This window comes from Winogradskyella arenosi (assembly GCF_003337305.1).
In the GTDB taxonomy this organism is placed as follows: Bacteria; Bacteroidota; Bacteroidia; order Flavobacteriales; family Flavobacteriaceae; genus Winogradskyella; species Winogradskyella arenosi.
Genome location: NZ_QPJO01000002.1, coordinates 428,296 through 443,171 on the forward strand (window position 1 = coordinate 428,296; position 14,876 = coordinate 443,171).

The following is a 14,876-nucleotide window of genomic DNA, read 5'->3' on the forward strand; positions in this document are numbered from 1 at the left end:
TATTTTTTATTCATTTCTATCATTTGCTTAGGCTTTACGCGGATTTCGAGGAGTTAATTTGTACTTTTATATCCCTAATTACAAGTCCTATTTTATGAATATTCCTCAGTCTAATCTACCAAGAGTTGTCATCATCGGTGGTGGCTTTGCTGGTATTAATTTAGTAAAAAGTCTCGCAAAGAAAAATGTTCAGGTTGTTCTTATCGATAAACGCAACTACCATACATTTCAACCGTTATTATATCAAGTTTCAAGCTCTGGATTGGAGCCTGATTCTATCGCTTATCCCTTACGAAAGATTATAAAAAAATACGATACGATGTTTTTTCGTTTGGCTGAGGTGGAGCAAATTTTACCTGAAAAAAATGAAATTATTACGTCTATAGGGAATTTGTCCTATGATTACCTCGTGGTAGCTACCGGAACGCGTACCAATTATTTTGGTAATAAGGCCATTGAGTCTTCAAGTATGCCAATGAAGACTGTACCTCAAGCCTTAAACATAAGAAGTCTTATTTTACAGAATTTCGAAAAAGCAGCTATTGCAGATTCTAAAGAAGAACGCGAAGCTTATTTAAATTTTGTGATTGTAGGGGCCGGACCTACCGGTGTAGAACTTGCGGGTGCCATTGCCGAACTTAAAAATAATATTTTACCTCGGGATTATCACGATTTAAATCCTGATGATATGCACATTCATTTGCTAGAAGGTTCGCCTCGTGTTTTGCCACCAATGAGTGAAAATGCCTCTAAAAAAGCACAGAAATTTTTAGAGCGTTTAGGGGTTAATGTACAGTGTAATACCATTGTAAAACATTACGACGGCTTAACAGTAACTACCGATTCTGGTGTGGTGATGAAATCCGAAACCTTAATTTGGGCGGCTGGTGTCACTGGTGCGCCTGTACAAGGTTTAAAAGTCGAAGCTGTAATGGATAGAATCAACCGCTATAATGTGAATAGATTTAATCAGGTGGAAGGCTATACCAATATTTTTGCCTTGGGTGATATTGCCTTAATGCCTACAGAAGCCTATCCTAAAGGACATCCTCAGGTGGCACAGCCTGCTATTCAACAAGGGAAATTATTAGGTAAAAATTTGGTGCGTTTGTTAGAGAACAAACCTATGAAACCGTTTAAATATAGAGATAAGGGGTCTATGGCAACCATTGGAAGAAATAAGGCTGTTGTAGATTTAAAACACTATAAATTTGGAGGATTCTTCGCTTGGTTTATATGGATGTTTGTTCACTTAATGTCTCTCGTTGGATTTAGAAATAGGGTTATTGTCCTTTTTAACTGGAGTTATAACTATATTAATTTTGATAAAGCGGCCCGTTTAATTATACGACCTTATAAAAAGTAATTGATTTACGTTAAAGGCTAGTAAACAAAGGATTCTTTTTTAGAATCCTTTGTTTTTATGTGATTTTGTTGCTGAATTGTAAACTTTAAGTAGGAATTGTTGCGTATTTGTCGTATCTTATAGTGTGTTTTAGGACGAATAACTATAAGGAAATAGGATAAGCACTTTCACTTTCCTATTTGAAATGGAATCATCATGCAAATCAAAAAAAACATAAAAGCCAATGTCGGGAGAAATAGTAGCTTGTATTTCGCGGTAGGCTTAAATGTGATGCTTGCCTTAACTTATTTAGGCCTTGAGCATAAGACCTATAATAAGACCACAACTAAAGTGGAGACCTTAATGGTAGAGGCGCAAATTGAAGAGGATATTCCTATTACACGGATTGAAATTTCACCTCCTCCGCCGTCACCACCACCGCAACAGACCATTTCTGAAGTCATTACACTTGTTGAAGATACTGCTGAAGTTGAAGAAACATTTATTGAAAGTACAGAAATAGGACAAGATGATGTAATTGGAGATCCTGCAGTGGTCCGTGTAGAAGAGGTAGAAGTTATAGAGGTGGAGGAAGAGGTTGAAGTTCCCTTTGCTGTCATTGAAAAAGTACCTCAGTTTCCGGGGTGTACCGGAACAAATGAAGCGTTAAAGGCTTGTTTTCAAAGTAAAATGCAAGCCCATATTCTTAAGAATTTTAGATATCCAGAAATTGCTTCAGAGCTAAACATGCAAGGCCGAGTGTTTGTAACCTACTTAATTGACGAACAAGGTGAGGTCACTAAAATTAAAAGTCGTGGCCCAGACCCAATTTTAGAGGAGGAGGCTGAGCGGATTATTAAATTACTACCTAAAATGATACCCGGTAAGCAACGTAACGTTCCTGTTAGAGTACCTTATAGTATTCCTATAACCTTTAAGCTTCAGGGGTAGGACCTGTGAGTCGTTATTGCTGCTCATAGACTTAACGCAATTTATAAAATCCCATTTATGGGATTTTTTTCGTATAAAACCAAGATTATAACAAATCAATCCTATCAGGCTTAAACAGCTTTTCTGATAGACTCTCAATTCATCATTCATTTTTAACAATTCAGTTTATATCTATTTGACTGCCTTAGGGGCATTCTCATATTTGCCTTGTTAATGGATTGGAAACTTAAAATTCCATCCTAAAATAAAACAATTATGAGGAAGTTTATATTTTACTGTATATGCTTTTTAGTGGGGCAAGTTCACGCTCAATCTACCGTTTCAGGAAAAGTTATAGATGTTAAAAAACAAGCTATTGTTGGGGCTAATGTTTATATCTTAGGAACCTACGATGGAGCTACCACAAATGCTGAAGGCGAATTTAGATTTACAACTTCAGCTCAAGAAGGCCCAGTTTTAGTGGTTTCTTTTTTATCCTACGAAACAAAAAACATCACTTTAAAACCCTCCCAATTTCAAAATCTAAAAATAATACTTAGAGAAGGTGTGCAGTCATTAGATACTGTGGTGGTAAGTGCAGGAACCTTTGAGGCCAATGATAATAGTAAGGTGTCGGTATTAAAACCTTTAGATGTGGTGACTACGGCAAGCGCATTAGGCGATTTTGTTGGAGCCTTACAAACCTTACCAGGAACCTCTAATGTCGCGGAAGATGGACGTTTATTTGTACGTGGCGGCACGCCAGATGAAACTCAAGTTTTTATTGACGGCATTCGTGTGTTTACACCTTATTCGCCAAGTGCTAATAATACACCAACACGTGGGCGTTATTCACCATTTTTATTTAATGGCATCACGTTTTCAACGGGTGGTTATGCTTCTGAATATGGTCAGGCCCTATCTAGCGTCTTACTACTGAATACCATTAATGAACCTACCCACAAAAAAACGGACATCAGTCTTATGAGTATCGGTTTTGGAATAGGGCATACTGAAAAATGGGAGAAGTCGTCCTTAAGTTTTAATACCTCTTATGTGAATTTAGCCCCATATTTAAAGGTTTTTAAAGATAAAAACGACTGAGAAACGCCTTATGTTAGTGCTCAAGGCGAAACGGTGTTTAGACAACAGTTAGATCAGGGGGTATTAAAGGTGTATGCAGCGTTTGATACTTCTAAGTTTCAATTGCAACAAGACGATATCAATACAGAGGAGGGGATCGATTTTAAATTGAATAATCAGAATTTTTATCTGAATACTTCTTATAAAGGGACTTTAGGAAAGCAATGGGGGATAACCACAGGTTTAAGTTATACGTATGCTAAAGATAAAATTTGGATAAATGCCCAGCATATAGAGGATACAGAACACGCCGCGCATTTAAAATTGAAACTAAAAAAACGTTTTAATAGTCGTGTAAAGCTAAATTTTGGTGTAGAACATTTTATGACCGATTTTAAAGAACGATTTCAAGCGGAATCTACGTTTGCCAGCTATGGTTATCGTAATCCTATTACGGCAGGCTTTGCGGAACTTGATCTTATCTATTCTAAAGATTTAGCCTTAAAAGTAGGCTTACGTTCAGATTATAGTGGTATTTTTAAAACGATGGAGGTCGCACCAAGAGCTGCTATTGCTTATAAAACCTCTAAAAACGGTCAGGTTTCATTAGCATATGGCCATTTCTATCAGAATCCGAGTCGTAATATCTTAAAATTTGAACAGGACTTAAAATCACAAAAAGCTTCTCATTATATTCTAAACTACCAATACACGCACAAGGGACGGATTTTTAGAGCCGAAGTTTACAACAAAACGTATGACCACTTGGTAAAATACAATACCGAGAGTCCTGAGTATTTTAGTGCTTTTGAGAGCAGCGGTGAGGGCTATGCCCAAGGACTCGATCTGTTTTGGAGAGATAATACTAGTGTTCCTCAATTAGATTATTGGCTCAGTTATTCATATTTAGACACCAAGCGCGAGTTTAATAATTATAACACTAAAGTTCAGCCTAGTTATGCCACTACGCACAATTTATCTGTGGTGGGGAAATATTGGATTGCATCGTGGAAAAGTCAAATAGGAGCAGCTTATAGTATGGCGTCAGGACGTCCTTATACCAATCCTAATACCTCAGGGATCTTAGACCAAAGGACTAAAGGATTTCATAGTTTAAGTCTTAATTGGTCTTACTTATTAGACCAACAGAAAATCTTGTATTGCTCCGTAAATAATGTGTTGAATTTTAAGAATGTTTATGGATATCAGTATGCCGATGTTCCTAACCCAAATGGGGTGTATACGAGTAGGGCATTAACCCCAGCTTCAGATCAGTTCTTTTTTGTTGGCTTCTTTTGGACGCTCAGTTCAGACCCTAATGACAATCAGTTAAATACTCTTTAAGGATTCATTTTAAATGGGATTTTAAAACTGACTAATGTCATAATTTAAACGTAAGCTAAGAAGTAACTTTACACTATTAAATTAAACGTCATGGAACTCAAAAAAAATCCCAATGCCAATGTAGGTCGAAACAGTAGTTTATACTTTGCTGTTGGCTTAAATGTAATGTTGCTCTTAACCTATTTAGGGCTTGAGCACAAGACTTACGAGAAAGAAGAAATAAAGATTGATTTGTTAATGTTAGATGATCAATATGATGAAGATATACCGATCACTACAATTAATATTCCACCGCCACCTCCACCACCAAAACAAGTGGTTTCAGAAGTTATTACCCTAGTGGAAGATACAGAGGAAATTGAAGAAACGGTTATTGAAAGTACGGAGATTGGTCAGGATGATATTATTGAAGAAGCTGAGGTTGCTGTTGAAGATGTTGTAGTTGAAGAAGTCGAGGAAGATATAGAAGTCCCTTTTGCTTTAATTGAGAAAGTCCCTCAATTCCCTGGCTGTACAGGAAATAATGCCGAGCTAAAAGCTTGTTTTGAACGAAAAATGCAAGCCCATTTACAGAAAAACTTCAGATATCCTGATGCTGCGGCAGACTTAGATATTCAAGGTAAGGTTTATGTGTTCTTTATTATTGATAAAACCGGTAGAGTGACTAAAATTAAGTCTAGAGGTCCCGATCAATTGTTAGAAGCGGAAGCAGAACGTATTATTAGTTTATTACCTAAAATGATTCCAGGACAACAACGTGATATGGCTGTAAGTATGCCGTACAGTGTTCCTATTAATTTTAAGTTGATGAACCAATAATGATTCCTAATTTTTATTTAATTTTTTTCAAGACAAAATCCCAGAGATGGGATTTTGTGGTATCAGAGCTTTAAGGATTTTTTAGAGGACTTTTTATAACTATTATGGTGATGATTAAAATTAATTTTGAAACATATTGCGTCATAATTTCATATATTTATAACAGTAAAAGTGAAGGGCTTATCTTTTAACGTTCAATACACTGTATTGTTAAAAGTGCCATTCTTTATACTGCCCAAAATATTTTTTTTGGAGAATTTAAAAACAGTTACATGGAGCAAATTATTACATTCGGAGAAGTTTTAATGCGTATTTCACCACGCGGAAATAAGAAATTTATGCAATCTAATATTGCAGAGTTTTATTTTGGAGGCACAGAATTAAATGTGGGAATCTCCATCGCAAATTTTGGAGGTAAAGTGAAACACATTAGTGTGGTCTCTAATGATTTTATTGGGGAAACCGCCTTAGCTTATATCCGTAAATTTGGCGTGAGTACGTCTTCCATAGAATTTTCCTCAAGACCTTTAGGGGTTTATTTCTTAGAAGTTGGTGCGGTGATGCGTCCGAGTAAAATATCTTATAACCGTTCGCATTCGTCTTTTTCAGATGTAGAGCCTTCTATGGTAGATTGGGATAAGGCGCTTAGAAAAGGAAGTTGGTTTCACTGGACAGGAATTACGCCAGCCTTAACACAAGGTGCTTTTGATACTTTAAAAGAAGGTTTGGTCCTAGCGAAAGAAAAAGGCATTACTGTCTCTGCCGATCCTACTTATAGAAGTGGTTTATGGAAATACGGTAAGGATCCAAAAGAGGCTTTAAAAGAATTATTGCAATACTCTAATATATTTATTGGTGGTATTAACGAAATAAATGAAGTGCTCGGTACGGACTACAGCTATTCTAACGATGATTTCTTAAAAGCAAGTCAGCAACTAATGGAGACGTTTCCGTCCATAGAAAAAGTATTCGATAAAATAAGAACCTCCTTAAATTCCTCATGGCATAAAATTAGAGCGCGTATGTGGAATGGCGTAGAATTTAGAGAATCTGAAGATTTAGATATTACGCATGTCGTAGATCGTATTGGGACCGGAGATGCGTTTGCTGCCGGACTTATTCATGGGTTGCAGAAATATGACGATTTTAAAGCCATGCAATTTGCTAGTGCAGCCTGTGCCTTAAAACACACCTATGAAGGGGATGTGAATTACGCTAATGCAGAAGAAGTTATTTCCATCATTGAAGGAAATGTTTCAGGGCGTTTTGTCCGCTAAGTATACCTTAGTTACAGAATTAAAAATAACAACAACTTGTTTCTAGAGTGATCTGCTGAGAAATTTTCTAGCGTCACCTAAAAGCAAGTTGTTGTATATATAGGCTTACTTGGTATAAGCACCTGAAGAATAGGTTAACTCGTAACTATGAGTGTAGATTTCAAATACAATCCCAAAAGGATCTTCTACATAACACATTTTAAAAGGTTTGTCTTCCGGGTAATATTCCCTTATTGGCATTCTTTGTTTTCCACCATAAGCCTTAATTTTCTCAATAAGGTCTTCAATATTGGGATCTTGCACACAAAAGTGAAAGAGACCTGTATTAAAAGGGTTGAATTCTGGAGCTTCCTTAACTCCATGTGGAAAAGAAAATAATTCTACACCAATACCATCAGAAGTTGCTAAATGCGCAATTTCAAACTCGGTCCAGTCGTCACCAAAAACATCAATACACATTTGGCCTATGGCCGTATCGGTTTCTTTCTTTATGGTTGAAGGTTCCATAATAACATACCAACCCATAACTTCAGAATAAAATTCTACTGCGGCTTTCAGGTCTGGAACTGTAATTCCTATATGTGAAAATGATTTTGGATAATGTTTCTTGTCTTTCATAAGTACTTGTTTTGTAGATGACAAAATTAGTCTATATTTGCTTGTTGGGCAATAACTTACTAAAAAGTAGTATAGTTACCTAAATGAGTAAATTATAGATTATCAGTATTTTAAAAGTAATTAAATTTTGAATAAAGCGCATCATTGTCCGTTAAATTATACCATGAACCTTATTGGGACCAAGTGGAAGCCGTTAATATTATTTCATTTATTGGAAGGCGGGCTGCGTTCTGGAGTACTTCAAAAGAAAATTCTAGGCATCTCCAATAAGATGTTTACCCAGACGGTAAGACAATTAGAAGAGGATGGCCTGATCACTAGAAAAATTTATCCGGTGGTGCCCCCTAAAGTCGAATATCAATTAAGCACCCGCGGACAATCTTTAGAAGCCATTCTTAGGGCTTTAGATCAATGGGGTTTAGAGGATTGTAAATCATAAATTCAGGAAAGCAAACCCCTAATCCTCTAAATAAATCTCATTAGATTTTCGGTATTCAGAAGGGCGCTTGCCCATCACTTTATTAAAGGTGTTGCTAAAAGTTGGTAAGCTTATATAGCCAATCATGTTTGCAATTTCAGAAATGGTATAGTCGGAATTCATTAAATATTCTAAGGATTTAAATATCCGTAATTGCGTATAGTATTTAATAAAAGACATACCGACATCCTTTTTAAATAAACGGTAGAGTGATTTGTCCGTCATGCTAAAACGAGACGCTAATTCTGGTAGGAGGTGTTCTTGATGAATATGGTCTGTAAGATATTTTATAATGCTTATTAAGCGATGGTCTGTGGCTTGCGGGAGTTCTATATGTAAGGATCGCGATACGGTTTGCTCTAATATGGCTTTAAACGCAAGGGCTATCGTAAATTTATTCCGTTGCGATTTTACAATATCGCCATTCCATTGTTTGGTGTGCAATAAGAGTTCCATTAATAAATTATTAATGGGATAGATTCCTTCTTTATAATAAAAGCGCCCTGCGTTTGTAGGAACCGGAAAATAAAGATTTCTCATAATAACCTTAGGCGAACTCGGATAAATAGCATGCTGTAGTCCAGGAGGGATCCACATATAATGCCGCGCCGGTAAAAAGTAAATTCTATTCTTGGTTTTTACATGGACCACACCACCTTCCGTATATAAAAATTGTCCCTTATCATGATGGTGCGATTCTATAAAAGTTTCCCCCATAAGATTATGGTAGCAATAAATGCTTAAAGGGTTCTTATCAACTTCAGTTAAATAATACTTTGTATTCATAATAATGGAAATGATACGTTGATTGCACGAAATTAATAAAAGATTGTCTTATGTGAATAAATAGACATTAAATATCTTGTATAAATTGCAGTGTGGTTTTGAGAAAAACTTAATTAAACTAAAAATAACAATCAAATAGGTAATTATTACGCTTAAAAATTACTAAATACTTAATATTATGCAACGAATTAAATACCCCGCTTATTTAGATAAAATACAGACGGCAGAACAGGCTGCTTTACATATAAAAAACCGTCATATCTTGGGGGTTAGTGGTTTTACAAAAGCAGGCGATAGTAAAACAGTTTTACCTCAAGTTGCAAAACGCGCTTTGGTTGAAGATATTAAAGTAACTGTATTAAGTGGCGCTTCTTTAGGTTATGATACCGATGCCGATTTAGCAAAAAACGGAGCACTTTATAAAAGATTACCTTTTCAAGCCGATCCCACATTAAGAAAAAGTATTAATGGTCATGAGGTGCTTTATGTAGATCAGCACTTAGGGCAAACGGCAGATATGCTTCAGAAAATTGATACCTATAAAATTGATATCGCTATAATTGAAGCGGTTTCCATTACCGAAGAGGGCCATATTGTACCGACGACTTCTGTTGGGAATTCACCTGTATTCGCAGAAAATGCAGATAAAATTATTATTGAAATTAACACCACATTCCCAGAATCCCTAGCGGGAATCCATGATGTTAAGGTTTTAAAAAAACAACCGCATCGAGAGATTATACCGGTTACCGAATCGGACACAAGGATTGGCGATCCGTTTATTAAAATAGATCCAAGTAAAGTCTTGGCTATAGTTTATACGGAAGTTCCAGACAGTCCTGCCGTGATTGTAGATCCAGATGAAAAAACATCAGCCATCTCAAAGCATATTCTTGAGTTCTTAGAGAAAGAAGTTGATGCTGGTCGCTTAACGGAATCTTTGTTGCCTTTACAAGCCGGAATAGGGAAGACGGCCAATGCCATTCTATCGGGGTTTAAAGATTCTAAATTTAAAAATCTTACGATGTATTCTGAAGTACTTCAGGATAGTACTTTTGAATTGTTTGATTCTGGAAAACTGACCTTTGCATCGGCATCCTCAATTACCATCACCGAAGCTTGTTCTGATAAGGTGTTTAGTAATTTTGAACAGTACAAGGATAAACTCTTATTAAGACCACAAAATATTAGTAATGCTGCTGAAGTTATTAGCCGACTTGGCGTTATTGGTATAAATACAGCCATTGAAGTTGATATTTATGGTAACGTAAATTCTACCCATATTGGAGGGACTAAAATGATGAATGGAATTGGAGGCTCTGGTGATTTTGCAAGAAATGGTTACTTGAGTATTTTTGCCTGTCCGTCAATGTCTAAAGAAGGACGTATTTCTCATGTGGTCCCAATGGTGTCTCATACAGACCATACAGAACACGACGTGGATGTTTTGGTTACGGAACAAGGTTTGGCAGACTTAAGAGGATTAGCGCCTGTAGAACGTGCTCAACGTATTATTGAAAACTGTGTGCATCCTGAATATAAAGCGCAAATGTTAGCTTATTTTGAAGAAGCCAATAAAGCAGGAGGACAAACTCCGCATCTTTTAGAAAAAGCATTCAATTGGCATACGCAGTTGAAAACAGCAGGTACCATGAAGGTGAATGCCTTGGTGGATGAACTGGTGTAAAACCATTATTTTGAGTGTATAAAACAATAAACGCTATGATAGAGGAAATACTTCTTTATCATAGCGTTTTTTGTGTTATCTACCTTGGTATAACATGTTATATTAATTTGAAACTTCCTTTTAAGTCTTTTAAAACAATAACATTGCGGTTTGCAATTCAAGATTCAAAATGTGAATGATGACGTTAAAAATAGGTTATTGAGTGAAAGACAAAAAGACGCTTTAATCCTTTCCAATGTTCTAAAAGGGCAACCTATTTCATGAGGTATGTTAAAGATCCTCTTTCAGTCGTAGTTTTTTGAATTTTTTTCGAATTCTATCTGATCTAATAATTAGACCATGACCTAGACTTAGCCGGTAGGATCCCCAAAGATGCCTTGTTGGCGCGATGGGGATAATTCGTTTCAAAGAAAGGCCTATTATTGGCGTTCAATAACTAAGCGCGATAAGGCTTCGGGATATCCACGGTCTTTAGCAAGTTGCGATGCAAAGCGGTTAATTGCTTCCGTATCAATAGCCTCTAAAATCTCATTTTCTAAGGATGTATTTGCTAAGGCAGGAATAATGTTTTCTTCTTGAAGTTTAGCTATAATTTGATGGGCCACGGTTAATGCTGAAGAGGCTTTTATAATTTCGCTTCGGGCATAAAACGGACTTGGAAAACTCACTTCACCGACTCTTAAATTAGGGTCGTTACCACGTATTTGTTGCGCTCCAAAAAGAGGAGGACCTCCAACTGTAGCGGTTTTAAAAGAAGGAACAAACTGACCAACCGATGCAATGGCGTTTTCAGTTCTGCTTTCTACATCTTGAGTGGCCCAACCTTTATAAAGCTTTAGGTTGATGTCTTCATTAAACTGCGGTTGTGCCTCGTTAGCTTTAGACTTTATAAGACCATTTTTAAACAAGGTGATCTCCTCCGTCATGCCATGTATTTGGTAAAAATCTTCAGCGTAAGGCGTTAATTGCACCATACCATTTGGCGTACCCCGTTCTCCATGAAAAATAAGCTCAGGAAGTAAGCCGGGTTGCGGTTCCCATTTAGAAACATAGGCCGCTTTAAATTCAATAAGACGTTCGGTTTTTAACTGTAAGGAAGCCTCAATTTGTCCGGTTTTATAACCCGACGAGTTTACGAGATATTTTACTTTATAAACTTCGTCTTTAGTCTGTATTTCCCAATTATAATCCAAATCCTCAGCTCTAACATCTTTAATATGTTTTACGTTGGTATTGGTTTTAAGGCTACAGTTTGAAGACTGTTCTAAAGCTAATTGTGCCTGTGCGCCTAATCTAAAGAGGTTCCAACCATATTCTTGAACCAAAATTACTGGTGTTTTTAATTTTTTGTAATCAATGAGTTTTACGGTATTGGCCATCCATTGATCGGGAGTCGTAGGACGTTTATAAGCAGGTTGCTCGCTTAAAGCGATTAAATCAGCTTCGGTATAAAGGTTGTAATAATCCTGCGGAGCGCCTAAAATTTCATTTGAAGGATCTTCATCAATTAAACTTTGGTAATACCCTACAAGCATATCCAATCGATTTAAAAGAGTGTGAATATCGTATTTTTCAGATTTAGGAACACTAATAAAGGTAGGGCGTTGGTCTATAGATTCCGGAAATAAACGGGCCATGGCAATGGATTGCTTCATCAAGATTCGGCATTGCTCATCTGAAATATCTGGGTATAAATTTCCACCTGCATGTAAGTGACAAAAAGGAGGACCGTTAACAACGCTATTGGCTTGTTCAAACAAAATACTATCAATATTGTGTTTTGCCATTTCTAAAGCCGTTACCACACCAGAAACACCACCTCCAATGATGCCAACATTATAAATTTTATTCATCTTAAAATAAGTCTTGAAGCTCCGTAAACTGATCTGCCACTACCGTAGGATTATAGTCTGAAATGTTTTCGTTGTAATTATAGCCATAGCTCACACCGATACTTTGCATGCCTGCATTTTGAGCCGCAAGAATATCATTTTTAGAGTCTCCGACCATCACACTATGGGCAATGCTTGTTCCCATAGCTTCTGTAAGATGTAAAAGTGGCATAGCACTTGGTTTTTTTTCTGGCAAGGAATCTTCACCAACCCAGAGTTTAAAGAAACTTTTAATTTCTAATGCCTCTAAAATAGGAGCAATATATGCGTAAGGTTTATTGGTGCAAATAACCATCGAATAGCCCTTTTGGTCTAAATAATTTAAGGTATCTAAAACCCCAGGATACATAAAAGTATCTTTACAGGTAATACTTTTGTACGCTTCTAAATATCGGGTAAAAGCATCTTCAAAAAGCGACTCCGTGAGATCGTCTTTAGGAAAGGAAGCTTCAAGCGCACGTTGCACTAAAGGTTGCGCTCCATTACCAATAAAAGGGGTAACCTGAGCAATGCTTAGCGGTTTAGCCTTAAAATGAGATAACATAATATTAACGGCAGCTGTAAGATCTGGAATACTGTTGATTAAGGTGCCATCAAAATCGAATATGATAAGTTTTTTTTCTGTAAAATCCACAAGTCTTCTTTTAAAGCAAAGATGCGGAAGTTTTAATAAAATAGTAAGTATTTATGGTAATATTGGGAAGATTAAAATGAAGTACAAGTCCGCATTACGGGATAAAGATGTTGTTTTAAAGTCGCTTAGGGCTTAAATGTTATGGCTTTTATGAAGGTGACATCTTTTTAGAAAAAAAAAGAACTATTCACGACTTGTACATCGCGAATAGTTCAAATATAGAAGTAGTATGTGTTTCAGTGCGACTTACATAAAGCCAATTCATTTTTTAAATGATGGAGCTTTTAAATCTGCTTAAAACCACTAGCTTACCCTATTTATTTGCTTTTTAAATGAATGGTTTGCATCGCTCTAGCCGCAATTGGACTTGTAAAAGTTCTGTCCCCTAAAGTAATCTCTAATTTATGTGCTTCATCATTTCTGTTAAAAACGACAACAACGATAGAGCCATCCGTATTTTTAGCAGCCGTATAAATTAGGCCATCAATCGAATCTCCTTTTAAGGCAATTCTATGAGCATCAGGACGAATAAATTTACTAAAGTGACTCAATAAGTAGTATAGTGGTGTATAAATAACTTCATCCGTTTCAGGATTGATAAGAACAGGAGCACTATTATAGTTATTATAAGGATTTGGTTGTCCTTTATGACTTAGAATACTACACCATTCTACATAACCTTGTGTTCCGTGATTTAAATCGGTGATAATATCATAGGCGTACGTTTCAAAAGGAACAAAGGTTCCGGCATAATCCGTGCTCGCTCTCCAATACTGTCCAATAGGTTCATTGGCATCAATATCAATACTAGATTCTGAATGAATCATGGCTTTATTAGGCCATTTTTTTTGCAATTCAGCTAACTCATCAGCATACCAGTTATTCGCTTTTAGTTCCGAGTTGGTGTACCAATGAAACGCTGTTCCCCAAGCATATTTAGACGCTTCAGGGTCTTCGTAGGTTGGCGCTACATAATCGTTCATAGTCGATTTGTTGTGATCGTAAATTAAAACGCGAAGTCCTGCTTCTAAGTCATCAAGCTTCAGGTGACCATCTTTTACTAATTGTGGTCCAAGGTGATCTCTTAAGAAATCTCTTCCTTGTTCTGGTGTAAATCCATTACTATCCCACATCGCATCAATGGCGTGTAAGGGCTCATTTTGTGGCGTTAAACCCCATAAGGTAATACCTTGTTCTTTATAAGCTGTAATATATTTAGAAAGGTATTCGGCCCATAATCCATAATATTCTGGACGTAAAGTTCCGTTTGTCATTTCAGCAGTTTCTCCGGTTTTCATCCATGATGGAGGACTCCACGGTGAAGCTATAATATTAAAATCGGCACCTGGAATTTTAGAAGCCTCTAAAATCATAGGAATTAAATCGTAGCTCGGATCAACTAATACGATACCGCGTACTTGGTCATTTTCATCGCCACTAAAGCCTTTCATATCTTCATTAACACTAAATGTTGAAAGGTCTTCATCTCCTACTTCTACATATGAGTAGTGCGTGTTAGAGTAGTCACTACTGTTAATATGAGTTCGTGTTAGCGTAAATCCGGCACCTTCCGTTGGACTGAAAAGTTTGGTGAGTACATCTTTACGTTTTTCTACAGGAATAGTGGCTAAATTCCAAGCCGAAGATTCTGTAAACGAAGCTCCGAAGCCATAATACTTTTGAAATTCTTCATTTGGAAGAAGTTCTATTGTTACTTTTTTAAGATCTGAAGCCGCAGTAGGGGTTTCGTTTTCCGAAATTAATTTAAGATTGTCGCCCTGTTGTGAAGTTTGGTAAACATCAGAAACATAATCATGGTAAGCACTTTTTGGTGTGCAACTTGCAAAAACTGCCGAAATGATAAGAAGTTGAACTCCTTTTATTTTAGAATTTGTAACGAAAGGCCGAGCGTGACCTTTAGAAATTTGCCGTAGTGCTTTGATACTAAATACGTCCATTGGTTGTTTAAATTATTTTTTAGTT

Annotated in this window: 13 protein-coding genes; 8 read left to right on the forward strand and 5 right to left on the reverse strand. The window is 36.6% G+C overall.

Going from position 1 to position 14,876, the window contains the following annotated elements; translation table 11 throughout:
- Positions 1-94 precede the first annotated feature (94 nt).
- The 6 genes from DFQ08_RS06625 (at position 95) to DFQ08_RS06645 (ending at position 6,798) form a co-directional block, all read left to right on the forward strand.
- On the forward strand, positions 95-1,366 hold the full coding sequence (locus DFQ08_RS06625; protein ID WP_114309029.1) for an NAD(P)/FAD-dependent oxidoreductase: 1,272 nt from the start codon (positions 95-97) through the stop codon (positions 1,364-1,366).
- Positions 1,367-1,561: 195 nt separating this feature from the next.
- Positions 1,562-2,296, forward strand: coding sequence for an energy transducer TonB (locus tag DFQ08_RS06630; RefSeq protein ID WP_114309030.1), 735 nt, complete (start codon positions 1,562-1,564; stop codon positions 2,294-2,296).
- Between the two features lie 255 nt (positions 2,297-2,551).
- Positions 2,552-3,379, forward strand: a complete 828-nt coding sequence (locus DFQ08_RS16390) for a TonB-dependent receptor (RefSeq protein WP_317048380.1) — start codon at positions 2,552-2,554, stop codon at positions 3,377-3,379.
- 33 nt (positions 3,380-3,412) lie between these two features.
- On the forward strand, positions 3,413-4,702 hold the full coding sequence (locus tag DFQ08_RS16395) for a TonB-dependent receptor plug domain-containing protein (protein ID WP_317048381.1): 1,290 nt from the start codon (positions 3,413-3,415) through the stop codon (positions 4,700-4,702).
- A gap of 90 nt (positions 4,703-4,792) precedes the next feature.
- Positions 4,793-5,521, forward strand: coding sequence for an energy transducer TonB (locus DFQ08_RS06640; RefSeq protein ID WP_114309031.1), 729 nt, complete (start codon positions 4,793-4,795; stop codon positions 5,519-5,521).
- A gap of 272 nt (positions 5,522-5,793) precedes the next feature.
- Positions 5,794-6,798 (forward strand): sugar kinase, encoded by a 1,005-nt coding sequence (locus tag DFQ08_RS06645; RefSeq protein ID WP_114309032.1) that lies wholly within the window; start codon positions 5,794-5,796, stop codon positions 6,796-6,798.
- A gap of 105 nt (positions 6,799-6,903) precedes the next feature.
- On the opposite strand, the gene DFQ08_RS06650 is transcribed toward DFQ08_RS06645, so the two are convergent.
- On the reverse strand, positions 6,904-7,416 hold the full coding sequence (locus DFQ08_RS06650; protein WP_114309033.1) for a VOC family protein: 513 nt from the start codon (positions 7,414-7,416) through the stop codon (positions 6,904-6,906).
- A 163-nt stretch (positions 7,417-7,579) separates the two neighbouring features.
- On the opposite strand from DFQ08_RS06650, the gene DFQ08_RS06655 reads away from it, so the two are divergent.
- Positions 7,580-7,855, forward strand: coding sequence for a winged helix-turn-helix transcriptional regulator (locus DFQ08_RS06655; protein WP_114309034.1), 276 nt, complete (start codon positions 7,580-7,582; stop codon positions 7,853-7,855).
- Positions 7,856-7,873: 18 nt separating this feature from the next.
- Here the strand turns inward: DFQ08_RS06655 and DFQ08_RS06660 are convergent, their stop codons facing one another.
- Positions 7,874-8,680 (reverse strand): helix-turn-helix domain-containing protein, encoded by an 807-nt coding sequence (locus tag DFQ08_RS06660; RefSeq protein WP_114309035.1) that lies wholly within the window; start codon positions 8,678-8,680, stop codon positions 7,874-7,876.
- Between the two features lie 178 nt (positions 8,681-8,858).
- On the opposite strand from DFQ08_RS06660, the gene DFQ08_RS06665 reads away from it, so the two are divergent.
- On the forward strand, positions 8,859-10,367 hold the full coding sequence (locus DFQ08_RS06665; RefSeq protein WP_114309036.1) for a succinate CoA transferase: 1,509 nt from the start codon (positions 8,859-8,861) through the stop codon (positions 10,365-10,367).
- 419 nt (positions 10,368-10,786) lie between these two features.
- On the opposite strand, the gene DFQ08_RS06670 is transcribed toward DFQ08_RS06665, so the two are convergent.
- From DFQ08_RS06670 to DFQ08_RS06680, 3 genes are all read right to left on the reverse strand, one after another.
- The gene (locus DFQ08_RS06670) at positions 10,787-12,220 is read right to left on the reverse strand and encodes an FAD-dependent oxidoreductase (protein ID WP_114309037.1); all 1,434 of its coding nucleotides are present in this window, start codon (positions 12,218-12,220) and stop codon (positions 10,787-10,789) included.
- Between the two features lies 1 nt (position 12,221).
- Positions 12,222-12,893, reverse strand: coding sequence for a phosphoglycolate phosphatase (locus tag DFQ08_RS06675; protein ID WP_114309038.1), 672 nt, complete (start codon positions 12,891-12,893; stop codon positions 12,222-12,224).
- Between the two features lie 317 nt (positions 12,894-13,210).
- Positions 13,211-14,851 carry a glycoside hydrolase family 30 protein gene (locus tag DFQ08_RS06680; protein ID WP_114309039.1) on the reverse strand — a complete coding sequence of 547 codons (1,641 nt, stop codon included), beginning with the start codon at positions 14,849-14,851 and terminating at the stop codon, positions 13,211-13,213.
- Positions 14,852-14,876: the final 25 nt, after the last annotated feature.

Coding starts and splice junctions, on each gene's coding strand:
- DFQ08_RS06625 (WP_114309029.1), top strand. CDS start 95: ATGAATATTCCTCAGTCTAATCTACCAAGAGTTGTCATCATCGGTGGT.
- DFQ08_RS06630 (WP_114309030.1), top strand. CDS start 1,562: ATGCAAATCAAAAAAAACATAAAAGCCAATGTCGGGAGAAATAGTAGC.
- DFQ08_RS16390 (WP_317048380.1), top strand. CDS start 2,552: ATGAGGAAGTTTATATTTTACTGTATATGCTTTTTAGTGGGGCAAGTT.
- DFQ08_RS06640 (WP_114309031.1), top strand. CDS start 4,793: ATGGAACTCAAAAAAAATCCCAATGCCAATGTAGGTCGAAACAGTAGT.
- DFQ08_RS06645 (WP_114309032.1), top strand. CDS start 5,794: ATGGAGCAAATTATTACATTCGGAGAAGTTTTAATGCGTATTTCACCA.
- DFQ08_RS06650 (WP_114309033.1), bottom strand. CDS start 7,416: ATGAAAGACAAGAAACATTATCCAAAATCATTTTCACATATAGGAATT.
- DFQ08_RS06655 (WP_114309034.1), top strand. CDS start 7,580: ATGAACCTTATTGGGACCAAGTGGAAGCCGTTAATATTATTTCATTTA.
- DFQ08_RS06660 (WP_114309035.1), bottom strand. CDS start 8,680: ATGAATACAAAGTATTATTTAACTGAAGTTGATAAGAACCCTTTAAGC.
- DFQ08_RS06665 (WP_114309036.1), top strand. CDS start 8,859: ATGCAACGAATTAAATACCCCGCTTATTTAGATAAAATACAGACGGCA.
- DFQ08_RS06670 (WP_114309037.1), bottom strand. CDS start 12,220: ATGAATAAAATTTATAATGTTGGCATCATTGGAGGTGGTGTTTCTGGT.
- DFQ08_RS06680 (WP_114309039.1), bottom strand. CDS start 14,851: ATGGACGTATTTAGTATCAAAGCACTACGGCAAATTTCTAAAGGTCAC.